Origin of the sequence: Chitinophaga lutea (genome assembly GCF_003813775.1) — a bacterium.
GTDB classification, from domain to species: domain Bacteria; phylum Bacteroidota; class Bacteroidia; order Chitinophagales; family Chitinophagaceae; genus Chitinophaga; species Chitinophaga lutea.
Genome location: NZ_RPDH01000002.1, coordinates 2,209,612 through 2,234,432, shown reverse-complemented (window position 1 = coordinate 2,234,432; position 24,821 = coordinate 2,209,612). Strand labels below are relative to the sequence as shown.

The following is a 24,821-nucleotide window of genomic DNA, read 5'->3' as shown; positions in this document are numbered from 1 at the left end:
GGATGCCGTTTTTCGTATCATGTGAAGACACAGGCCATGGCACGACCATGCAACATTCCAATGAGTTTTCTTTAAATAACATACAATGGCCATCAAAAAAGAAAATCGTCCTAAATCAAATTTTAGCAGCATTACCATCAGTCTCGCTTCACCGGACACCATCCTGGAGCGTTCTTATGGCGAAGTGCTGAAACCCGAAACCATCAACTACCGTACTTACAAGCCGGAACGTGATGGTTTGTTCTGCGAAAGGATATTCGGTCCTGTAAAGGATTACGAATGCTATTGCGGAAAATATAAGCGTATCCGTTATAAAGGCATTGTGTGCGACCGCTGTGGTGTAGAGGTTACAGAGAAGAAGGTGCGTCGTGAAAGAATGGGCCACATCCGTCTGGTAGTGCCCGTTGTACATATCTGGTATTTCAAATCATTACCCAATAAAATCGGTTACCTCCTGGGCATGTCGTCCAAAAAACTGGAAACCATCGTGTACTATGAAAGGTACGTGGTGATCCAGAGCGGCATCAAACAGGAAAAAGGACTGAACTACGGCGACCTGCTGACAGAAGAAGAGTACCTGGACATCCTGGACACGCTTCCGAAAGACAACCAGCTGTTGCCCGATGAAGATCCCAACAAATTCATCGCCAAAATGGGTGCTGAAGCGGTAGAAATGATGCTGGCCCGGATCGACCTGGACGGCCTTTCTTACCAGCTCCGCAACCAGGCCGCTACCGAAACCTCCCAGCAGCGTAAAGCTGAGGCGCTGAAACGCCTGAGCGTGGTGGAGGCCTTCCGTGACGCCAACGGCCGTGTTGACAACCGCCCCGAGTGGATGGTGATGCAATACATCCCCGTGGTACCGCCGGAACTGCGCCCCCTCGTTCCCCTGGACGGTGGCCGTTTCGCATCTTCCGACCTGAACGACCTGTATCGCCGCGTGATCATCCGTAACAACCGTCTCAAACGCCTGATCGAGATCAAGGCGCCCGAGGTGATTTTGCGGAACGAAAAACGTATGCTGCAGGAAGCGGTGGATTCCCTGTTCGACAACTCCAGGAAATCCAACGCCGTGAAAGCAGAAGGCGGCCGTGCCCTGAAATCCCTCTCGGACGTTCTGAAAGGTAAACAAGGCCGTTTCCGTCAGAACCTGCTCGGTAAACGTGTGGACTACTCCGGCCGTTCCGTAATCGTGGTAGGCCCCGAGCTGAAACTGCACGAGTGCGGCCTGCCGAAAGACATGGCGGCTGAGCTGTTCAAACCGTTCATTATCCGGAAACTGATCGAAAGAGGTATCGTTAAAACCGTTAAGTCAGCTAAAAAGCTCGTAGATAGAAAAGAAGCAGTGGTTTGGGACATCCTGGAGAACGTACTGAAAGGTCACCCGGTGATGCTGAACCGTGCTCCGACGCTGCACCGTCTGTCCATCCAGGCTTTCCAGCCGAAACTGGTGGAAGGTAAAGCGATCCAGCTGCACCCGCTCGTGTGTTCCGCGTTCAACGCCGACTTCGACGGTGACCAGATGGCGGTACACGTGCCGTTGAGCAACGCCGCTATCCTGGAAGCACAGCTGCTGATGCTGTCTTCACACAACATCCTCAACCCGCAGAACGGTACGCCGATCACCCTGCCTTCTCAGGACATGGTACTCGGCCTGTACTACATTTCCAAGGGTAAAAAATCTACCGATACTGAAATCGTAAAAGGAGAAGGCAAAGCTTTCTACTCTGCGGAAGAAGTGATCATTGCGCACAACGAAGGCCGTGTGGACCTGCATGCGAACATCCGCGTAAAAGCCGATGTACGTCTGCCCAACGGTACCCTGGAGCGCAGGCTGATCGAAACCACGGTAGGCCGTGTGATCTTCAACCAGTTTGTTCCGAAAGAAGCAGGTTTCGTAAACGCCCTGCTCACGAAGAAGTCACTGCGTGAAATCATCGGCGACATCATTAAAGCCACCGACATTCCGAAAACCGCGAAGTTCCTCGACGATATCAAACAACTTGGTTTCCGTACGGCGTTCCGCGGTGGTCTGTCGTTCAATATCAACGACCTGATTATCCCCGACGCCAAACAGCTCATGATCGACGGCGCAGCCGGCGAGGTGGACGAGGTGTGGGATAACTACAACATGGGTCTGATCACCAACAACGAGCGTTACAACCAGATCATCGACATCTGGAGCCGTGTGGACACGAAAGTGACCGAAACGCTGATCCGCGAGCTGGCAACAGACAAACAAGGGTTCAACTCTGTTTACATGATGCTGGATTCCGGTGCGCGTGGTTCCAAACAGCAGATCAAGCAGCTGGCCGGTTTGAGAGGTTTGATGGCGAAACCGCGTAAGAGCGGTTCCACCGGTTCCGAGATCATCGAGAACCCCATCCTTTCCAACTTCAAGGACGGTCTGAACGTATTGGAGTACTTCATCTCCACGCACGGTGCGCGTAAAGGTCTGGCGGATACGGCGCTGAAAACGGCCGATGCCGGTTACCTGACCCGCCGTCTGGTAGACGTTGCACAGGACGTGGTGATCACCGAAGAAGATTGCGGTACCCTCCGTGGTATTGCTACCTCCGCGCTGAAAGACAACGAAGAGGTGGTAGAGCCGCTGTACGACCGTATCCTCGGCCGTACTTCCCTGCACGACGTGTTCGACCCGCTTTCTGAAGAACTGGTGGTGGCCGCCGGTGAGCAGATCACGGAAGAAATCGCGAAACGTATCGAAGACAGCACGATAGAAACCGTTGAAATCCGTTCCGTACTGACCTGCGAAAGCCGCAGGGGCGTGTGCGTAAGATGTTACGGTAAAAACCTCGCTACCGGTTATACTGCACAGAGAGGTGATGCCGTGGGTATCATCGCTGCGCAGTCCATCGGTGAGCCTGGTACCCAGCTGACACTGCGTACCTTCCACGTAGGTGGTGTGGCCGGTTCAGCATCCGTAGAATCCACGCTCACTGCCAAGTTCGACGGTACCGTTCAGTTCGATGGTCTCCGTACCACTACCTTCGAAAACAACGAAGGCGAGAAAGTACAGGTGGTTATCGGCCGTACCGGTGAGCTCCGTATCATGGACGTGAAAAACGACCGTCTGCTGATCACCAACAACGTACCTTACGGTTCTACCCTGAACGTAAAAGACGGACAGAAAGTGGTGAAAGGCGATGCGATCTGTACATGGGATCCGTTCAACGCCGTTATCGTGTCTGAGATTGCAGGTACGCTCCGTTTCGACAGCATCATTGAAGGCATTACCTTCCGCGAAGAGGCCGATGAACAAACAGGCCACCGCGAAAAAGTGGTGATCGAAACCAAAGACAAGAACAAGATTCCTTCTATCATCGTAGATGGTAACAAAGAATCCAAATCATACAACCTTCCGGTTGGTTCACACATTGTGATTGAAGAAGGCGACAGCGTGAGAGCAGGTCAGGTAATCGTGAAGATTCCGCGCGTGATCGGCAAGCTGCGCGACATCACCGGTGGTCTGCCGCGTGTAACGGAGCTGTTTGAAGCCCGTAACCCGAGCAACCCCGCGATCGTTTCTGAAATCGACGGTGTGGTAGCGTTTGGTAACATCAAACGTGGTAACCGCGAGATCATCATCGAAAGCCGCGAAAGCCAGATCAAGAAGTACCTCGTTCCGCTGACCCGCCACATCCTGGTTCAGGACGGCGACTTCGTGAAAGCCGGTACTGCACTGTCCGACGGTTCCATCACCCCCGCAGACATCCTCTCCATCAAAGGCCCGTTTGCCGTACAGGAATACCTGGTGAACGAGATCCAGGAGGTATACCGCCTGCAGGGTGTAAAAATCAACGACAAACACATCGAGGTGATCGTACGCCAGATGATGCGGAAAGTAACCATCGAGGATCCGGGAGATACCCGCTTCCTGGAAGGCGATACCACCGACAAGTTCGAATTCTTTGAAGAGAACGACCAGATCTTCGATAAGAAGGTGGTAACCGAAGCCGGTGAATCCGCAACGATGAAAGCCGGTCAGATCGTGACCCTGCGCCAGGTACGCGAAGAAAACTCCATCCTGCGCCGTGCAGACAAAAAACTCGTGGAATTCCGCGATGCAGAGTCTGCCACGTCCAGCCCGCTGCTGCTCGGTATCACCAAAGCATCGCTGGGTACGCACAGCTGGATTTCCGCAGCGTCCTTCCAGGAAACCACCAAGGTACTGTCTTCCGCAGCCATCAACGGCAAGTCGGACGACATGCTCGGTCTGAAAGAGAACGTGATCACCGGTCACCTCATCCCGGCCGGTACCGGTCTGCGGGAGTTCGAGAACATGATCGTAGGCTCCAAAGAAGAGTACGACATCCTCGCATCTTCCAAAGAGGTGTTCCAGTTCGACGAAGAAGAATAGGATTTATTTTAAAGAAGTATATAAGGAGAGCGAAACCCGCTCTCCTTTTTTTATGCCATGGGCGCCGGCTCCGGTGATAATTGCCGGAATCGGGCTACTTTGATATGAGCCATAATAGTTTTACCGATGAATTTGACAGCGGTCGTCGCTTTAATTGCGGCTAAGCATAAGATATCCGGGATTGATCTTCATCCACCGGCTTTACCCGGTGAGATAGCGGCATTCGAGGGAACAACAGGATTTAAGCTGCCGGACGATTTTGCGGAATTTTATGCTATCTGTAACGGCTTTACCTGCCATGAAGATATATTCAACATGAAGAGCCTTCAGGACATCACCGAATCTGAGGGCAACTACGGCAACGGTCGATTCTTCTTCGCCGATTACATGATTGACACGGATTTGTGGGAATTGAGGAAAGCCGGGACAGGCGGCTTTGAAATCGTTCAAAACGGGCAACAGGAAGTTGTGCTGACGTCCTCATTGCTTGCTTTCCTGGAAAGATATCTTCAGGGAAATGTATTTGACCGCGGCGGCTTACATGATTGGCGGCAGGAAATAATATGAATTTAACCTCGCCGCCCCATCTTTATTTTTACCTTGCCAATGATTTTGATTTTCTGCAGGAAGGATGTATTTTGTAACCTTGTGTAACTGATATGAAAGTTTATGGAAGTAAACCGTAACATCTCCTTTTCCGGAAAATTATTAGAAAACATATTACCATGCCTCTACGTTATCGACTTACAAAAAGTCTCTTTATGATGCCGGTCATGATGATTGCCATCGCAGCACATGCCCAGAAAGTACAACTGAATAACCATACTGTGCCTGTGGGTAAGCCCGGGGCGCTCATAGGGCAGCTTTTCAACGGGGCTGCGCCCGCCAAAGCCGCCAAACTGGTAGAAGATACCTCCGGCTTGTTCACGATCGCCAAAAACGGCGAAATCAGACTGAAAAAGCGCGCCAGCCTTGTGAAGGAAGACGCCGCCTACCAGTACGCCATCACCGTATCCACGGCGGCGGGCAAAGAGGGGTTCATCCTCGTGAAGGACAATTTCAACCGTAACAAGGTGGTGGCCCACCGCGGCGCCTGGAAACACCACGAAGGCAGCCAGAACTCGCTCACCTCGTTCCGCGATGCCGTGAAACTGGGCTGCGAAGGCTCCGAATTCGATGTATGGCTGTCGTCAGACGGCGTGCCCGTACTCTCTCACGATCCTGAGATCGGCGGTAAAAAGGTGGAAGAAACACCGGTGGCCGAACTGAAAAAAGTGGAGCTGAAAAACGGCGAGGTGGTGCCGACCTTTGAAGAATTCATCCGCGAGGGCATGAAACAGAACACCACCAAAATGGTGCTGGAACTGAAACCTTCCCGCGTCAGCAAAGAACGCGGCCAGCAGCTCGCACAGGCCTGCATGGACCTCATCCGTCAATACAAATGCGAAGGCTGGATGCTGTACATCAGCTTCGACTATGATATCTGCAAAAAGGTAGTCGCCATCGACCCCCATGCGAAAGTGGCGTACCTGAACGGCGAGAAGTCGCCCGCAGAGCTGGCTGCCGACAAAATCTGGGGTTTCGACTACAACTGGAAGGTCATCGACAAAGACATGAATATTTTCAAGGAAGCCCGCAAACACAAGGTGACCGTGAATATCTGGACGGTGAACCAGCCCGGGCAGATGGACACTTACCTGAAAGCCGGCGCCGACTTCCTGACCACCGACGAGCCTGAAATGGCGCTTGAAAAAGTAAAATAATTCCCGGAGAGCGGGTGTCTTTCCTGTTGACATCCGCTCTCCTCCTTGTTTTCCCCTGCTGTCAACAATTTTCCCCCATTTCCATTTTAACGTTTTTTTATATCCCAAAAACCTTATTTTAGCCGCCACAACTATTTCATTAAAAAACATCTGGAGTTAAAATCTTACGATCAACATGTACACTCGTCAATTTTTTGTGAAAAACGGGCTCATCCTGGCGGCGGTTGCCGGAGTATTCGCTGCCTGCCAACAGGGTAATAAAACTGCCGCAGCCAACAGCTCCGATTCTACCGGGGCCTCAGGCAAAGGCGCTACTGAACAACGGTTGGCATACGTAGATATTGACTCACTGGAAGCACACTACGAATATTTTAAAGAAAAGAAAGCGCAGCTCGACAAAGAAAAGGAGCGCGCACAGAACGAGATCAGCGGGCGTGAGCGCCAGTTGCAGAACGAACTGTACACCCTGCAGCAGAAAGCGCCGACCATGACGCAGGCGGAAGGCCAGGCCGCAGAAGCCAGCCTGCAGAAAAAAGCGCAGCAGCACGAACTGGACCGTCAGAACAAATACGCGCAGCTGCAGACGCAGGAAGCGCAGTTCAACGAAGACCTGCAGAAACGCCTCGACGAGACCATCAAGAAATTCAACGCAGACAAACGTTATTCCTTTATCTTCTCTTACCGCGCCGGCGCCAGTAACATTCTCTATAAAGATGACGCGTTCAACATCACCACTGAAGTGATCAAAGCGCTGAACGAGGCTTCTCCTGCTAAAAAATAACAGACGAATCCTGAAATATATTTAAATTTAGTCCCGGCATCCTGTGCCGGGATTTTTTTATCAACCAATATTTTACAACAATATCAACCGCTACCATGTCAACTACTCAGGAAAACGCCTTTAAACCGAGTTTAAGTTTGGTCGACGCCACTATGATTGTTGCCGGGTCCATGATTGGGTCCGGTATTTTTATTGTTTCCGCGGAGGTTGCCCGCAGCATGGGATCGTCCGGGTGGATGATGGCCATGTGGGTGCTGGCCGGCGTGGTAACGCTGATCGCGGCGCTCAGTTACGGTGAGCTGTCCGGCATGTTCCCCAAAGCCGGCGGCCAGTACGTATACCTGCGCGAAGCCTATAATCCGTTCGTGGCGTTCCTTTTCGGGTGGACGCAGTTCGGTGTTATACAGACGGGCACCATCGCCGCGGTGGCCATGGCTTTCGCCAAGTACGTCGGTTACCTGGCGCCGGAGCTGGGAGAGAACAACGTACTGCTGACGATAGGAGCATTCAAACTATCGGTGGCGCAACTGGTGGCCATTGCCTCGATCATCGTGCTCACGTACATCAACACCAAAGGCGTGAAGAATGGGAAGATCATCCAGACCGTGTTTACCTTCACCAAATTATTCTCGCTGTTCGGGCTCATTATTTTCGGGCTGATCATCGGCGCCAAAGCCGAGATCTGGAACGCCAACTGGGCCAACGCCTGGGTGAGCGGCAGCCTCAAAGTGGCCGACGGGCAGGTGATTACCACCGCCCTGAGCACCATGGCCTTTTTCGGCGCCGTCGCCGTTTCCATGAAAGGCACGCTGTTTTCAAGCGATGCCTGGAACAACGTGACGTTCATTGCCGGTGAGATCAAGAATCCACAGAAGAACATCGGCCGCGCCCTGCTGCTCGGAACGCTGATCGTGACCATTATTTACGTAGCCGCCAACCTCATGTACCTCGCCGTACTGCCCTTCAACGAGATCGCGTTCGCGGAGCAGGACAGGGTAGGGGTGGCCGCCGCAGAACGTATATTCGGCGCCGGTATCGGCGCGGTGACCATCGCGGTGATGATCATCATCTCCACTTTCGGTTGCAATAACGGCCTCATTTTATCCGGCGCCCGCATTTATTATACCATGGCCGAAGACGGCCTGTTCTTCAAAAAAGCCGGTCACCTCAACAAATTCAACGTACCCGGTTACGGCCTGTGGGTACAGTGCCTATGGGCCAGCCTGCTGTGCCTGAGCGGCAAGTATAACGACCTGCTGGCCATGGTGATTTTCGGGGTGCTGGTATTTTATGTGATCACCATCCTGGGAATTTTCGTGCTGCGCAGAACCCGCCCTGAAATCCCCCGCAGCTACAAGGCCTTTGGCTACCCTGTGCTGCCCGCGCTGTACATCCTGGTGGCGTCCGCCCTGGCGATTTTGCTGCTGCGTTACGAGCCCGAATATGCCCTCCCGGGCCTCGGGATTATCCTGCTGGGCATCCCGCTGTATTACATCGCATTGAGAAAAAAATAAACAAAAAGGCTCCGGGAACGGGGCCTTTTTTGATTCGTGTACGCGGGTGCGTTAGCCCCCGCGAACCATTAAATACCGGGCTTCCAGCCCTTTATGAAAACGGGTTTGAATTTTTTGAAAAATTGCGGTACTGCAACATTATGGCAGCACTGCGTCCTAACTTTATACAAGACTCCAGGGAATACAGTGGAGTAATGCCAATTAATCCTAGCGATGCATAACAGCGAAGTGTAACCCGAAAAGACAATACCTGAAGCGCAGAAAATAACCAGACAAAAGACACGGAAAATCCGCACTGAACGGTTTTCCCATTGATATAAAGATATGTTGATCATGCTATGTTATCGGCCTGTTGCTGTCGTCACCAACATGCTGATAACAGGCATGTTCACGAACAAAATTTAAAGTCGCTTATGATTATTAAGCCCTCTTTTTAGAGAACCATTAAGAGCCTACACAATTGCATTCTCGAACATTCACATGATTTATGCCCGGCACTCTGTATCTACAGTGTGCTTTTTTTTTACTTTTGCTGCATGTTTACCGCACTTTGCATCCGCATTTTCGACCAGAGTATCCGTGATTACCATGTTTACAATGATATTCACCGGGTTATCAGCAATCCATATGAAAAAAGTGCCATCGAGCACCTGTTGTACGCCAAAAACTGGATAGACACGGTGCAGTGGCATCTTGAGGACGTGGTGCGCGACCCGCGGATCGACCCGGTAAAGGCGCTGGAACTGAAACGCTGGATAGACCGCTCCAACCAGGAGCGTACCGATATGGTAGAGTATATCGACAGTTATTTCCTGGCGCAGTACAAAGACGTGCAGCCGCAGGCCGGCGCTTCCATCAATACGGAAAGTCCCGCCTGGGCCATCGACCGCCTGTCTATCCTCGGCCTGAAAATCTATCACATGCGCGAGGAGGCCACCCGCCCCGACGCGTCCGAGGAGCACCGCCGCGCCTGCCAGGCCAAGCTGGACATATTGCTGGAACAGCAGCGCGATTTGTCGGCCGCCATCGAAGAGCTGCTGGCAGACATTGCCGCCGGCCGCAAGTACATGAAAGTGTACAAGCAGATGAAGATGTACAACGACCCTTCCCTCAACCCGGTGCTGTATGGCCAGAAGCCGTAATTCACCCACCATCCTCGCCATCCGCTTTTCCGCCATGGGCGATGCGGCGATGACGATACCCGTGATGAAACAGGTATTGGCCGCCAATCCCGGGCTGACCATCGTTTTTGTGACCAATAAAAACTGGGGTGCCCTCTGTGAGGGGATTCCAGGGCTGGTTTTTTATCCCGCCGACCTGAAGGGCGCCCACAAGGGCGTAGCCGGTCTGTACCGGCTGTTTTCGTCCCTGCGGAAAGACCATCCCGAAATCAGCGCCGTGGCCGACCTGCACCATGTGCTGCGCTCGCGGATCGTCCGTTCTTTTTACCGTTTCCTGGGCATTCCCGTGGCGGTGATCGACAAGGGCCGCGAGGGGAAAAAACAGCTGACGCGCAAGGAAAACAAGGTGCTGCAGCCGCTGGAAACCACCATTTCGAGGTATCGCCGGGTATTTGCCGGTTTGGGCCTGAAAGCGGCTGAAACCGCCCTGGAAACGCGTTTGTTGCCCGGCCGGAAGCAGATCGGGATCGCGCCCTTTGCAACATATAAAGAGAAAACATATCCGTTGGCTAAAATGGAGGAGGTCATCCGGCAGCTGCTGGCCCGGGAGGATGCGGACATCCTGCTGTTTGGCGGCGGCGCACACGAGGTGGCACAGTTGAAGGAACTGGCCGCCCGGCACCCTTCCCTGACGGTGGTGGCCGGTCGCCATAGCCTGCAGGAAGAACTGGCCATCATCCGCCGGCTGCACGTGATGGTGAGCATGGATTCCGCAAATATGCACCTGGCGTCCCTTTTCGGGGTGCCAGTGGTATCGGTATGGGGAGCAACGCATCCTTACGCCGGTTTCATGGGATTTGGCCAGCCGGAAGAAAATGCCGTGCAGATAGACCTGTATTGCAGGCCCTGCTCCGTTTTCGGCAATAAACCCTGCTTCCGCGGAGACCATGCCTGTATGGAGCAATTAGCGCCGGAACGCATAGTGGAGAGAGTGCGTGAAATACTGAAGGGGTGAGGGTTTGAGGTGCTACGGATAAAAAAAGCGCCCGTTTTTTTTGCAGAAATGAAAAAAAGTATACTTTTGCAATCCCAACGAACGATTGCCTCATAGTATAATGGTAGTACGACAGATTTTGGTTCTGTTTGTCTTGGTTCGAATCCAGGTGAGGCAACAAAGGTTACACGAACGAATGGTAACCAAAAACATTCAAACCCGCAGGCACAAGCCCGGCGGGTTTTTGCATTTTAGGCCATCTCGATTTCCTCCGCGAGACCTCGCTGAATATCGGCCGATTATTGACGGTTGACGTCGCTCCTTTCATCCGGAATTCCACGAAGCGGAAAATGACAGCACAACACTGATCGTTATGTTCCGGCCAACATACGTCCGCGCGTAACCGGCTATTTTTCGCTTGTGTAAATGCAAATCATTAGCACATTGATGATGGCAACGAAACCGAATATCATAATAAAAAATCAATACCGGCAGACGCCCTTTCTCTGTTGAACTTTCGACCGGTAAAGCATACGGAAGCAGACAACCGTATGAGAAACATGAATTACCGGCAATATACCCCGCATCCACACCCCCGATATCCCGAATATTTGGAAATCGCTCAAAATAAATTATTTTACCCTTCATACATTCCCATTCAAAACAACCAAAACCTATACCTGTCCCATGACTACCAGAAGGACTTTTTTGCTGAAATCCGCGTCCACCATCACCTCACTGCTTTTATTCGAGCAACTCAAAGCCCTGCCGGGAGTGGAACGTATGCTGAGCGATAACCTGAAGCCGGAAGAAGAGGAAGCCATCCGGAAAATATTATTGCAGGCGGTTGCTGCGAATGATTATAAAGATCTGAGCTTCGAGCAGTCAATGGCGGCTTACCGTACAAATTTTCACGCGAATTTCGGGGCAACGGATGGGAGCGGGAATTATACGCCCGAAACAATACAGCAGATCAGGGAATCCAAACCCGTTACCGTCGACGAACTGTACAGGGCATGCAACTATAAGGAAAACCCCTTCATGGAAGATGCTTTCCCGAAACTGAACACCATGTTCCAATCGGTGATCATCGGGGTAGGGGTGGCCGGGCTGGCGGCGGCGGGAACCGCTACACTGCCGGTTATACTGGCGGAACTGACACTGATGGGCACGGGTATACTCACTACGGAATTTATTGAAGGGATATTCGAAAAAGTAAAGAACGATAACATCGCCTTATGCAGAAGAACCGTTGAAACCTATTACAAGGAATCCGGTGCGAAAAAAGAAGTGTTACAATCAACGGAGGTGATTACCAGGAGCAGGATCCCCTTTAATGCCCCGAAAAAGGAGCTCGAAAGCAAACTGCCGGACAAACACCCGGTTAAAGTCGTTGCTCAAAGAGTGGACGACGGAACTAAAAAAGATGAATTGCTGACGGCGGTGCTGAGTGACCTGAACACGTACTTCACCGAATGGAAAACGGCCTCGGAGCAGGCCCGTACCCAGCGGGAGCGCCAGGAGTTCCTGAACAACCTGGCAGCGACGGACGCGGAAATTTCCGGCGCGCTGTATATAGGCAGGGCTGTCATCCAGCTGTTATTCAAAGATCCCACCCTGGCCGACGGCTTCTACCGGGTTTCCATGGCCGTCAAAGACGCCTATATCAATTATGTGAAGTACACGATGCCGGAGCCGGCCATAGGAACCATGGCGCTGACGGCATCCTGGGTGGCCGTCGGTATGACGGTGTTGAGTCTGTTTTCCAGCGGCGGGGAAGCGAAGCTGTGGAACAATCTTTTCAAACAACTGCAACAGCTGGCTGAACTGATCATCAACGGGTTTAACGCGGTGCTGGAAAACCAGAAGAACATCATGCAGCAGCTGAACTTTTTAACGGAAACGGTTATCCGCAACGGAAAAATAGAGCAGACGCTGTTACAACGGCTGAACGACCAGTTCAATCAGTTGAACGGCAAGATCGACCTGATCGACTATAACCAGGCCATGGGTGTTGTGATCAACGCCAATGCCCAGCTGAACACACTTTTCAACGACCGGAAATTTGATCTCAACAAGGACGAATACAGGGTGGAATACAATAAATACATCACCCATTACCTGGTGCATGCTACCGAAACCGCCTGTACTTCCAACGCATTGAGCGGCTATGCCATGTCCGCCACGGGCGCGGGAGTAAGGACGCTGGTCATGAATAACGTGCTGTTTGAATACCAGGTAGGACTGGTGCCGGTGGCCATTTCCGGGCTGACGAACAAACTGAAGAATTTTGTCAATACATTCCCCGGGAAACTGGCCAACCCGATAGAATGGAACAGGGGCGTTGATTTATACCTGCAGGCGCACCTGATCACGAAGTCCGATTCGAAGTTCGTGAAGAACCATTTTGCCCGGTTCATGGAAACAGGTGAGCAACTGAAGGAATTCTGCACTGCGCTCGTCAGGAAAGAAGTGGTGGAAGAAATAGCGGAGCTGCATCACAAACATGCGCTGGCCGTGTTCGACATCCTCGCGGAGTATACCCGGCAACGACTGCTGGCGAAGAACTATCATTTGATTTTCAAGCCGTATAGAAGATACCTTACGACGAAGTATACGCTGCTTGACAGAACGGCTTTCACGCCCGTTGAGCCCGGCAAAAAAAGCCACTATCAGGGAACGTCCAAACAGCGGGCGGCCAAGCGGCAGAAATACTATGCGGCGATGGAGTCGGCATTTGCCAATAAACAACTGGCCGTGCTGGAAAACGAAATAGACAATGACGACCGTTTCCCGGAGCACCGCGTATATGCGGTGGATACGGATGTGCTGGATATTTTCAACACGGCCCGCGACCTGGGAGTTATCAGATTCACGACCTCCACGGTACACAGGGTTTCAGGGTCTTATCATTTCCCGGTAACCCTTTACGAATGCGAATTCAAAGAAGGCAATTTTTCCGGGCTCAACATCCGGTTTTTATACGAACAGCGAAGCTACCGGCGGTCGTTCCCCTACCAGGAAGGGAAATCCCCGTACGATGGGAAAATGATCACCGTCCTCGATTTTGAAGGGCCCAATTTCAGGACCCTGAATCCCCAGTCGTGGCGGCAACAGGCCAAAACCATTATCAAAAACAGGGCGCTGGACAGGAGTTATTTCAAACTCAGGAAACTCGGCGACGACGCGGATATACTTGATTTCAGCTTTACCGAGTTTGTTATCAACGAAATATTGCATAAAGGCGACCGTATCAGGGAATCTGTGCTTAACGATGCGAAGCTGGATGTGGATTTCCTGTACCGCGGCAACATTGATAAATCGAATGAACTGAATATCCTGGGATACCTGGTGGTGAACATACTGACGCTGAGCCAGTATAATTCCCTCGTAACGCCATACGATGATTATCGTGAAACGGGGATACGAACAAAAATGAACGCCAACTACCTGGTGTATCCGCCTGAATATGCTTTTTTTGAAGACCTGGTGAAAATATTCTCCGGCATCCTGGGAGAGGATTTTTTAAACGAGTCTACGCACGCCGTGAAATGGGCGGCATTCAAACCGACGTTCACCGCCGACCAGAATGACCTTTCGCCGGTTTTCAACTTCGTCAGGCGCCACTACACGGACAGGATAGACAAACAGCGCAACAGCCTGAACCAGCTCCCCATGGAGGGAATTTCCATTAACTACAACATTCGCAACACGTTGAATGTGCTCAACCAGCTGAAAGTGTATCTGGCAACGCAGGGTTGACAGCCGTAACACCGTTTTCAACGAAGGATCAACGAACCTTCCCTGGGGGATGAACGAAGGATCACCGGAAAGTTGATCCTTCGTTGGAGGTTCGTTGGTCCTTCGTTGAAGGTTCGTTGAACACCCATCAAATGCCCGCCTGGCGTGGGGTGTTTTTCTGACTATCAGGCTGGTGGCGGGATTACTGACGCCAATCCGGAAAAATGTACCGGTCTTCGTCAGGTTTACAACAATGTGAGAAAATCCGGATGAAAGTTTACACCCATCCGGCCGATTATGGGGCACCCACCTTTGCCAGGTTTACAACTGTGTGAGAAAATCCGGATGAAAGTTTACACCATCCGGCCAATAGTGGGGCACCCATAGGAAGGCGGCCCGGATGTATTATCTTCATGACAACCATGCAAATAACCGTTATGAAGAAGGCGACCATATGCTTTTTATTGCTTCTCCAGGGCATTGTGCGTACCCAGGCGCAGGCGCCGGTGGACCTGACCGGCCTGCAACCCGTCAGCGGGGCTAAAGCGACCGCCGGTAACAACGTCATCGATATCAGCTGGCCGGCCGGCACATCCGAAAAGGCCCGGTTGTTGCTGAACCTCGACCCGCAGCAACCCCTGTTCCAGAGCATTCAGCTCACCCGCGCGGGCGCTTTCCGTGAAGTAGCGGCCGGCCTCGACCCGGTTTTCGTGCTCACCCTCGGCAAGCGCGACCTCGTATCCCAGAATGGCTGGAATATCTTTTTCGACCGTGTGCCGCTGAAACCTTTCCAGGCCTATCCGGCGGAGCTGGACAAACGCAGCGCCCGCATCAGCAGCAGCGGCGCGCGCATACAGATTGTCATTTCCCGTATATCCGCCCCCGGTTTCGAGGGGGATATCGAGATCACGCTGTATAAGGGAAGCCCTTTGTTTAACGTGGCGGCGGTGATGGCTACCCCGGTTGATTCGACGGCTTTGCTGTACGATGCGGGGCTCGTGAGCCGGAAAGCGCTTTGGAAAAACCTGAGCTGGTCGGACGTGGACAATGTGATGCAAACCATCACGCCGGTGGCTGCCAGTCCCGCTAAAAACCAGGAAGTAAAGTACCGTACGATCATAGGAGAGAACCCGGGCGGCAGCCTCGCGCTTTTTCCCGCGCCGCACCAGTATTTCTATCCGCTGGATGAAGCCTTCAACCTGAAATTCATCTGGCACGGCAGCAACTACCGCGATATGGTGAAGGGGTATGGTATCGGCGTCCGGCAGGATCTCCAGGGCGACCGCCGCTTTGTGCCCTGGTTCAATGCCCCGCCCGGCACCCGCCAGCGGCTCAATTTCTTCTGCCTCCTGAGCACAGGCGCGGCGGAACAGGCCCTGGCAGGTGTAAAGCGCTTTACCCATGATGACCGTTATCCGGCGTTGCCAGGTTACAAAACAATGTCCAGCCACTTTCACATCGAGCATGTACAGGATGTGCTGGGCCATCAACCAATTCCCGAAACACCGGATTTCGTAAAGGTGTTTAAACGTACCGGCGTGAACATTGTGCACCTGGGAGAGTTTCACGGGCCCGGCCATCCGAAAGGGCCTGCTCCCGAGCGGTTGAAGGAGCTCAGGACCCTGTTTGAGGAATGCGAGCGCCTTTCCGATACCAGCTTTCTGCTGCTGCCGGGAGAAGAGCCCAATAATTTCTTCGGCGGCCATTGGATGAACTTTTTTCCCAAACCGGTATACTGGATCATGTCGCGGAAACCGGAGGAGCCCTATGTAGAACAGGATCCGCATTATGGTACCGTCTACCGCATCGGCAACAAAGAAGAGATGCTGCAGCTGCTGCGCACGGAGAAAGGCCTGGCCTGGACCGCCCATGCCCGCACGAAAGGCTCTACCGGTTATCCGGATAAATACAAAGAAGAAGCGTTCTTTAAATCGGATCGTTTTATGGGAGCGGCCTGGAAAGCCATGCCGGCCGACCTGTCGCAGCCCTACCTCGGCAACCGGCGTATATTGGACCTGATGGACGATATGGCCAACTGGGGGCATCGCAAACATGTGATCGCGGAGGCGGATCTCTTCAGGATAGAACCGCATTTTGAAGTATATGCCCACAACAATGTCAACTATCTGCAGCTCGATCAACTGCCTACCTGGAAAAACGGGTGGCAGCCTGTGCTGGATGCTATTGAAAACGGGCGTTTCTTTGTATCAACGGGCGAAATCCTCCTGCCATCCTTTACCGTCAACGGCAAAGGCGCCGGCGAAACGGTGAGGTTGCCCGGCGGAAAGGCAGACATCCGGTTGACCATCGATTGGACCTTTCCCCTCCAATACGTCGACATCGTATCCGGCGACGGCCGACAGGTGTACCGCGAGCATATCCGGCTCGATACCACGGAAGCCTTTGGCAAAAAGCAGTTCCGCTTCCCGGTATCCCTGCCCAACCGTACCTGGGTGCGGGTGGAAGTGTGGGATGCGGCGGTCAACGGCGCCTTTACGCAAATGGTGTGGCTGCAATAAAATCGGCCTGCTGCAGGTAAAACGGCACGCCCCCGGATGTGGCCATTATTGGTGGCAAAAACAGGAACGCCTTCGTTTCATTGCAAAAAAGAGTAGTTCCCCGCAAAGGGGAATGTTTAAACATTTTTAAATAAAAAAGCACAGCACGCCTTAAATTTCTTTCTCTTTCCGTCTTTCACATTATTTCGGATTGTTAACATTATGATAAAATGCCGTTAGCGTTTTCATAACAGTTTTGTTCTTCCTTTGCGGCTTCGATTAAGGAGTTCTAATCAATCAAAAGCCATGAACAAAAGACTAATGAGGCTACTGGCATGCATGATATGCTGCACGGTACTATTTATCCCGGGCCTTCTCTATGCCCAGACGCAATTGCCGGTAAAAGGCACCGTACGTTCCGGTGATAACGGTACTTTGATTCCCGGTGTTACGATTCTCGCAGACGGCAAAGTGGTGGGTATCACCGACGAAAACGGCACTTTCTCCGTGAAAGTGGAAAAGAAAGGTGCCGTGCTGACGTTCACGATGATCGGGTACGAAAAACTGTCCTACACTGTTAATGAAATATCCCCCGCGCTGAACCTGCGCCTGAAAACTTCTTCTACCACGCTGAACGAGGTGGTGACCACCGCGCTCGGTATCAAGAGATCGGAAAAGGCGCTGGGCTACGCACAGCAAACGGTGAATGCCGAATCGCTCACCGATGCGCGGCCCAACAACTGGTCGGACGCGCTGAGAGGTAAAGTGGCCGGCCTGAACATCGCATCGCTCGGCGGCCCGCTGAACTCGCAGGAGATCAGGCTGCGCGGCGAAAGCTCGCTGACCACCAACGGCAACGCGGCACTCGTGGTAGTAGACGGTATTCCCGTGAATGGCGGTCTCACCACTTCCGGCGCCTCCAACGGGTACATGGGCGGCGACGCGTCCATCGACGTACCGGTGGATTTCGGGAACGGTATTGCCGACATCAACCCCGACGATATTGAAAGTATTTCCATCCTCAAAGGCCCCGGTGCTACCGCATTGTACGGCAGCCGCGCCGCCAACGGCGCCGTGCTGATCACCACCAAATCCGGCAGAACCAAAAAAGGGCTCGGCATATCGCTGAACTCCAATACCAGCTTCGACGTGATCACCCGCTGGCCCGACTATCAGTATGAATACGGCCAGGGCGATGGTAAAACGAACTACAACTCAGCCGGTGAAATGTATTATTCCTACGGTAACACGGCCGACGGCCGTAGCACCGGCGGCAGCAGCAGCGCATTCGGCCCGAAATTCAACGGCCAGTCGTATTTCCAGTACGACCCCGCTAAACTCGGTACCGGCGCGGAAAGAACGCCTTGGGTACCGTATAGGGACAACCGCAAATCTTTCTGGCAAACCGGCCGCACCACCACCAACAGCATCACCCTCGATAATTCCGGGGATGCAGGTAGCGTACGCGCTTCCCTCACACATACGGACAACAAATGGATCATGCCCACCATGGGCTTCAAACGTACCACCGCTTCCGTGAACGCGGGCTACAAAGTATCCAGCAAAATCAGGGTGAGCTCCGTAGTGAACTATACGAACAAGTCGAGCGACAACCTGCCGGGGCTGGGTTATAACAACCACTCCATCGCTTACTTCATGATTTTCCAGAACCCCAACGTCAACCTGAACTGGTACCGGCCCACATGGCGGCCCGGCTTCGAGGGCATCGACATGGTGCGTCCTTACAGTTCGTTCATCGACAACCCGTTCGCGATTTCCGAAGAGATCACCAACGGCCTGCGCAGCAACCAGATCACCGGTAACCTGAAAGTAGACGCGCAGCTGACGCCGAAACTGAGCCTGATGGTGCGCACCGGCCTCAACGCCAACCAGCAGGCGAGAGATCAGCGCCGCCCCTGGGATACCAACCGTTACGGGCAAGGCTTCTATCAAACCCAGCAGGTGTACAGCCAGGAGATCAACAGCGACTTCCTGCTGTCTTACCGCGATGCATTCGACAAAGGCAAATTCACCCTCGGCGCATCGGTAGGTGGTAACGCCATGAGCAGCCAGTACAAGCGCACCGACAATACCCTGATCGGCCTGGTGGTGCCCGGCGTGTACAAAATGACCAACGGCGTGAGCAACCCGCTGGTAGCGACGTATGATGCCGATAAAAAAGTGAACAGCATCTACGGCCTCATCAACCTCGCGTACCGCGACAGGGTATTTCTTGATCTGACCGGCCGTAACGACTGGTCGAGCACACTGCCGCAGGAAAACTGGTCGTTCTTCTATCCCTCCGCCAACCTCAGCGTTATCCTGAGCGAGATGATCCGGATGCCGAAAGCCATCAGTTTCGCCAAATACCGCCTGTCTTTCGCGCAGGTGGGTAACGATACCGATCCTTACAGGACCAACAAATATTATAACCGCAGCGATTTCCCCAGTTCTGCGGAAGCGCCTACGCAGCTGTACAACCTCCACTTCAAACCTGAAATCGCAACCAGTGTGGAAACCGGTATTGACGTGGCGTTTCTTAAAAACAGGCTGCGCCTCGATGCGTCTGTTTACCAGACCAATACCAGGAACCAGATTTTGTCTGTTCCCCTGGAACACTCTTCCGGCTTCAGCTCCGCCATCCTCAACTCCGGCGAGATCCGCAACCGCGGCCTCGAGCTGGTACTGAATGCCACACCCATCAAGAACAAGGCATTTACCTGGAACACCATCCTCACCTGGGCGACCACCCGCAGCAGGGTGATGAGCCTCGATCCGCGCCTTGGCGGCAAACTGTCTATCATGAGCTCTTCCAGCGCCACGCTGACTGCCGTGGAAGGAGAGATCGCCTCTGCGTTGTACGGGTTGAAATTCGAACGTTCTCCGGAAGGCAAGATCATCTACAACAACGGTATCCCCGTGGTGACGCAGGTAGCGGAATACATCGGCGACACCAACCCCGACTGGAGAGCCGGCCTCGTGAATAATTTCACTTACAAGGGTTTCAGGCTGAGCGCCACTATCGACGGGCAGTACGGCGGCATCCTCTATTCCCATTCCCACCACAAGATGACCGAGCAGGGTAAACTGAAACATACCCTGAAGGGCAGGGAAGAAGGCTGGATTACCGGCGACGGCGTGGTGCAGAATGCAGACGGCACCTTCAGCCCGAACACGGTGAAAGTAAGGCCGGCCGACTACTACGCGCAGTATTACCGCCTGAACAATACCGAAGCCAACTCGTTCGACGCATCTTTCCTGAAATTCAGGGAAGTATCGCTGGAGTACACGCTGCCTTCCAAATGGATTTCGCGCACGTTCCTCCAGAACGTAAGCCTTGCCGTATATGGCCGTAACCTGGCCGTATGGTCCGATTTCCCGATCTACGATCCGGAAGTGGCCACACAGGCCGGCGGTACCGGTATTCTCACCGGCGTGGAGGTAGGCCAGATGCCTGTGCCTGCCACCTATGGCTTCAACCTGAAAGTAAAACTGTAATTACAACGAAAACCAGCGAATCATGACATTCTCCAGCATAGGAAAAAATATACGTGTTATCAGTCTGCTCACTGCCGCAGCCGCCGCGCTCGCCTTCAGCAGCTGTACGAAAGACTTTCTGAAAACGAACTCGGACCCGAACCGCCTCGAAAGCATCACGCCGGGCACGCTCCTGAACCCGACCATCTATGGCGCCGCCACGTACGGCATGAGCCGCAGCCGCTCCTTTACGTTCGAGCTGATGCAGGTGGCCGGCGGTTATCCGAACGAATCCGTGGAAGACCAGATCTACCTGTACGATTTCCGTGAGGACGTCGGCAACGGCATCTGGACGACCGGTTACAAATGGCTGGCCAACGCCCGTGAAATGGAATTGTCCGCCACCAAACTCGGCAACAGCAACTACCTGGCCATTGCGCTCACGCTCAAGGCGTGGTTGTATTCCACCCTCACGGACTGCTTCGGTGATATTCCCATGAGCACCGCGCTGGCCGGTGAAGAAGGCACTTTCTTCCCCACCTTCGACAAGCAGGAACTGGTATACAAAACGATGCTGAGCGATCTCGAAAGGGCCGATACACTGTATGGCAAAGGCTCCACAGCGATGTACGCCGCAGACATCCTGTTTGCCAATAACATGACCCGCTGGCGGAAATTTACCAACTCCCTGCGCCTGCGCCTGCTGCTGCGCTCTGCCAGCCGTATGCCGGAAAACTTCGCCACCATGGCGGCCATCATCAAAGACCCCGTGAAGTTCCCCGTATTCGAAAGCAATGCGGAAGCGGCTGTGCTCCCCATTACCGGCACCACGCCGAACATCTCTCCCTGGAGCCGTCCGCAGGACTTCAGTACCGGCCGCGTGTACTTCGACTTTTTCATCAAGAACCTGAACGACGTGAAAGACCCGCGCCTGCCGCTCTTTGCCGGTGTGGCCCGTTCTTCGACCAACGCCAGTCTCGGTTACAAAGGCCTTCCCATCAACTATATGGAATCACCCAGCAGCGTCAACTTCACCCCGTCCGGCCTGCTGCAACGCCTCGTGATTGCGCCGATGGTGCTGCCCATCCTGAGCTATGCCGAAGTGGAGTTCATCAAAGCCGAACTGGCCCTGAAAGGCCACATTGCCACCCCGGCCGAAGGCCACTATAAAAAAGGCGTGCAGGCTGCCATTGAAATGTGGGGTGGTGTAATGCCCGCCAATTATTTCGATGCCGCCGCCGCGAAATACGACGGTACGCTCGACAGGATCATGCTGCAGAAGTACTACGCACTGTTCTTCACCGACTACCAGCAGTGGTTCGAGCACCGCCGTACCGGCCTGCCCGTGTTACCGAAAACTACTTTCATGTACAACAACGGTAACATGCCCGCACGCCTGTATTATCCTACCACCGTGAAGATCTACAACACCGAGAACTACCAGGCCGCCGCTGAACAAATGGGCGGAGACAAACTGGATGTCAAAGTATGGTGGCAGAAATAAACCGGCTGATATCAAACCGGTAAAGCGAATAGCGTTCAGCAAGGAACGCTATTCGCTTTTTTTATGCTTCTTCCTACATTTGTAAGCATGGAAACAAACATCAGAAAACTGTTGCCCGCTGACCTGGCATATTTCACCGAACTGATCAGGTTGTTTGAAGATGTGTTTGAGATGAAGGACTTTCATATACCGGGCAATGCGCATCTGCAGCAATTGCTCGATGATGAAAAATTCATGGCGTTTGCCGCGTTCGACGAACAGGGCAAAGTGACCGGGGGGCTGACTGCTTACGTACTGGTGCAGTACTATTCGGTGAAACCGCTGGTGTACGTGTTTGACCTGGCGGTAAACACCAGCCTGCAGCGCCGGGGGATCGGGCGGAAGCTGATTGCGGCCATAAATGAATATTGTAAAGCGGCCGGCATGGAAGAGGTGTTTATACAGGCGGATGTTGTAGATGAGTATGCCGTTGAATTTTACCACGCCACGGGCGGTATTGCGGAAAACGTGGTGCACTTTTATTACCCGCTCAATAAATAGCCCCTTGCAGGGGGCAATAATGAAGCTGTCTCCCCGGCTGCCGGAGGACAGTCCCGTTTAACGGCCCGTTTTTGGTGCCTCTGGCACGAAATTAGGGCGATAAAGGTATGAGCAGCACCAACACCCCCAAATTCGTGGCGGCCCTCTGTATCGCCGCCCTGTCGATGATCATGGTACAATGCCAGCCGCCCTCCGGTACGGACGACGGAAAGGCAAACCGGCCGGCGCCTCCCCAGTGGCGGAAGCCCGACGGACGGGTCAGTTACCATGTGGAGCAGGGCAAAACCTGGTTCAAACAGAAAGACAGTGTGGACGCCGCCGCCCGCCGCATCATACTGGCTGTGAACCGGGTAGACATCGATAACATCGCTTCGCTGGATACCATCCTGGTGCCCGACATCCATTCAGGCGATCTCGTTTATTACATGCCGTTCCCGCTGAAAGTGCCGTACCTCGAAGATGTCGCCAAAATCATTTTCTTCTCTTACCCCGCGCAAAGCTTCGGGGCTTACGAATACGGCCACCTTGTCTATACCGGTCCCACCAATATGGGCCGGAAGAATGATCCCACGCCGCCGGGGCTGTACTTTACGAACTGGAAGGCCGAAAAAACCATCAGTACGTTTGATGACGAGTGGGAGCTGAAATGGAACTTCAACATCGAGAATAAAAAAGGCGTCGGCTGGCACCAGTACGCGCTGCCCGGTTACCCCGCTTCGCACTCCTGCCTCCGCCTGCTGGAGGAAGATGCGAAATTTCTCTACAAATGGGCCGACGAATGGAAGCTGAAGGGAAAAGACGTGGTGCTGCTGAAAGGCACGCCGGTGATCGTATTCGGCGAATATCCGTTCGGTGGCGAAAAACCCTGGCTGGCATTAAAGGACGACCCCAAAGCGCTGGATATTTCGGCATCACAGCTGGAAGAGCAGGTGAAACCTCATCTTCAGCAGATACTGCAGGTGCAGGAGAAACGCATGCAGGCAGACAGCGCCCGTTGACCTGCCTTTCCTCCGGCATCAATTTCTTATATTGTGGAATTGTTACCCGCTCAAATTTTCTGTTATGTCGATGCATGCCATTGAAGACCTCATCGAGGAAACCGTGTGCCCGGAATGGGCGCTTTTCGGCAGCAGATACGATGTACTGCTAGTATTCGCCTTTAACTGACCGGATCAGGAAAAATGCCGAAGCCGCCCGGCTTCATCGAAAAAGCCGATGCTTTCAGTATTGCCGGGCGGATCAACGAAAGGCATATTCGATTATATTTGTTACCACAGATACTCACGGAGACCATAAATTGTTTTGAAAAATGACCCAACACCCATTGGCAGACGCCATTAAACGGAACAGCCTGGAAGATGCCAGGCAACGTATCCGGCAAGGAGAAAAGTTACCCGCCGGGCTTCCCGATTTCGACAAAAAACAGGTATTCGACGCACTCGTGCGCGGAAAGGCATTCGACCTGATCGATGAACTGGTGAAAACGGGTTTCATCGAAACCGACCTCTACGAATACGAAAGGTTCGATGGTACGATATTCGAATCGCTGTTCAGGAATCTGCGCGATACGCCGGAAGAGCTCGCCTTCCTGCAATCATTCGTTTCGAAGCTGGACAACATCAACGATGCGCTGCAGGACAAAACCCTGCTCGAAACCGCTTTGCTGGCATCGGCCCCGCTGGAGGTGATCAAAGTGCTTATCGCGGCCGGATGCAGTGTGCATTATAAAAACAATTACGAAATCGGCTACCTGTACAAGGTGGTGCAGGAATTCGGCATCAGGGAAGAGCTGGGAACGGCTTACCTCGAACTGCTCATCGGCGAAGGCGTTGACCCGAACGAGGGGAATGTGGTAAATGAAACCGCGCTGCACCTGGCCGTGAGCAAACATAAAAAGCAGTACATCGACCTGCTGCTGCGCCACGGCGCCGATCCGAACCTGCAGAATAAATCCGGCGAAAGCCCTTATTACTATGCATTGGTACACCAGGTCTGCGGCCCGGAATTGTACCAGATGCTCAAGGCATATGCTCCTCCCGATTTCAACAGCGTCAACAAAGACGGGGAGAGCCTGTTTGTGGGGACTGTGCGCATGCGCAGACGCCCTTCGGATCACGACATTGACATCCTCAAAACCCTCATCGCCGACGGTGCGGATCCGTATCAGACCGCCCCGTATTACGGCCAGGGGAAATCCGCGCTCGACTGGATAGTGGAGCAGCCCGCAGAGGCCCTGCGCGCCGTGCTGGATACGGGAGCCGTGGATGTGAACAGGAAAGACGACGAGGGCAATACGCTGCTGCATAAGGTCTGCGCGTACAATGTCAACTACGACCAGGAGGCCGCCCGCCAGCTCTACCGCAAAGCGAAGCTGCTGCTCGATGCCGGTGCGGATGTCAACAGTACCAACGACGCCGATCAGACGCCCATGATGCTGGCCGCACAGGACAACCTGAAGGCCAAAACGGTTGAATTATTAGTGAAACAATAAACCTGCAAATATGTCC

At 53.2% G+C, this 24,821-nt stretch carries 14 protein-coding genes and 1 tRNA gene; all 15 read left to right on the top strand.

Features of this window, described 5'->3' with window-relative positions:
- Positions 1-85 precede the first annotated feature (85 nt).
- The 15 genes from rpoC (at position 86) to EGT74_RS21190 (ending at position 24,805) form a co-directional block, all read left to right on the top strand.
- Complete coding sequence (gene rpoC / locus EGT74_RS21260; RefSeq protein WP_123848565.1) at positions 86-4,381, top strand: DNA-directed RNA polymerase subunit beta'; 4,296 nt, start codon at positions 86-88, stop codon at positions 4,379-4,381.
- A gap of 126 nt (positions 4,382-4,507) precedes the next feature.
- Positions 4,508-4,948 (top strand): SMI1/KNR4 family protein, encoded by a 441-nt coding sequence (locus EGT74_RS21255; protein ID WP_123848564.1) that lies wholly within the window; start codon positions 4,508-4,510, stop codon positions 4,946-4,948.
- A 194-nt stretch (positions 4,949-5,142) separates the two neighbouring features.
- Positions 5,143-6,144: a glycerophosphodiester phosphodiesterase gene (locus EGT74_RS21250; RefSeq protein ID WP_158618250.1), complete on the top strand. Its 1,002-nt coding sequence runs from the start codon at positions 5,143-5,145 to the stop codon at positions 6,142-6,144.
- Between the two features lie 175 nt (positions 6,145-6,319).
- Positions 6,320-6,925: an OmpH family outer membrane protein gene (locus EGT74_RS21245; RefSeq protein ID WP_123848562.1), complete on the top strand. Its 606-nt coding sequence runs from the start codon at positions 6,320-6,322 to the stop codon at positions 6,923-6,925.
- A 137-nt stretch (positions 6,926-7,062) separates the two neighbouring features.
- Positions 7,063-8,439: an APC family permease gene (locus EGT74_RS21240; protein ID WP_317126726.1), complete on the top strand. Its 1,377-nt coding sequence runs from the start codon at positions 7,063-7,065 to the stop codon at positions 8,437-8,439.
- A 536-nt stretch (positions 8,440-8,975) separates the two neighbouring features.
- On the top strand, positions 8,976-9,581 hold the full coding sequence (locus tag EGT74_RS21235) for a DUF4254 domain-containing protein (RefSeq protein WP_123848560.1): 606 nt from the start codon (positions 8,976-8,978) through the stop codon (positions 9,579-9,581).
- Positions 9,565-10,575, top strand: coding sequence for a glycosyltransferase family 9 protein (locus tag EGT74_RS21230; protein ID WP_123848559.1), 1,011 nt, complete (start codon positions 9,565-9,567; stop codon positions 10,573-10,575). Before EGT74_RS21235 ends, EGT74_RS21230 begins: the two co-directional genes overlap by 17 nt.
- 86 nt (positions 10,576-10,661) lie before the next feature.
- Positions 10,662-10,732 (top strand) — tRNA-Gln (locus EGT74_RS21225).
- Positions 10,733-11,241: 509 nt separating this feature from the next.
- Positions 11,242-14,316 (top strand): hypothetical protein, encoded by a 3,075-nt coding sequence (locus EGT74_RS21220; protein WP_123848558.1) that lies wholly within the window; start codon positions 11,242-11,244, stop codon positions 14,314-14,316.
- Between the two features lie 416 nt (positions 14,317-14,732).
- Positions 14,733-16,814, top strand: a complete 2,082-nt coding sequence (locus tag EGT74_RS21215; protein WP_123848557.1) for a CehA/McbA family metallohydrolase domain-containing protein — start codon at positions 14,733-14,735, stop codon at positions 16,812-16,814.
- A gap of 285 nt (positions 16,815-17,099) precedes the next feature.
- Positions 17,100-20,291, top strand: coding sequence for a SusC/RagA family TonB-linked outer membrane protein (locus tag EGT74_RS21210; protein ID WP_123848556.1), 3,192 nt, complete (start codon positions 17,100-17,102; stop codon positions 20,289-20,291).
- A 22-nt stretch (positions 20,292-20,313) separates the two neighbouring features.
- A complete protein-coding gene (locus EGT74_RS21205; protein WP_123848555.1) occupies positions 20,314-21,774 on the top strand; it encodes a SusD/RagB family nutrient-binding outer membrane lipoprotein in 1,461 nt (486 codons plus the stop codon).
- Between the two features lie 87 nt (positions 21,775-21,861).
- Complete coding sequence (locus EGT74_RS21200; RefSeq protein WP_123848554.1) at positions 21,862-22,314, top strand: GNAT family N-acetyltransferase; 453 nt, start codon at positions 21,862-21,864, stop codon at positions 22,312-22,314.
- A 107-nt stretch (positions 22,315-22,421) separates the two neighbouring features.
- Positions 22,422-23,312 carry a L,D-transpeptidase gene (locus tag EGT74_RS21195; RefSeq protein WP_220392922.1) on the top strand — a complete coding sequence of 297 codons (891 nt, stop codon included), beginning with the start codon at positions 22,422-22,424 and terminating at the stop codon, positions 23,310-23,312.
- Positions 23,313-23,623: 311 nt separating this feature from the next.
- Positions 23,624-24,805, top strand: a complete 1,182-nt coding sequence (locus EGT74_RS21190) for an ankyrin repeat domain-containing protein (protein ID WP_123848553.1) — start codon at positions 23,624-23,626, stop codon at positions 24,803-24,805.
- Positions 24,806-24,821: the final 16 nt, after the last annotated feature.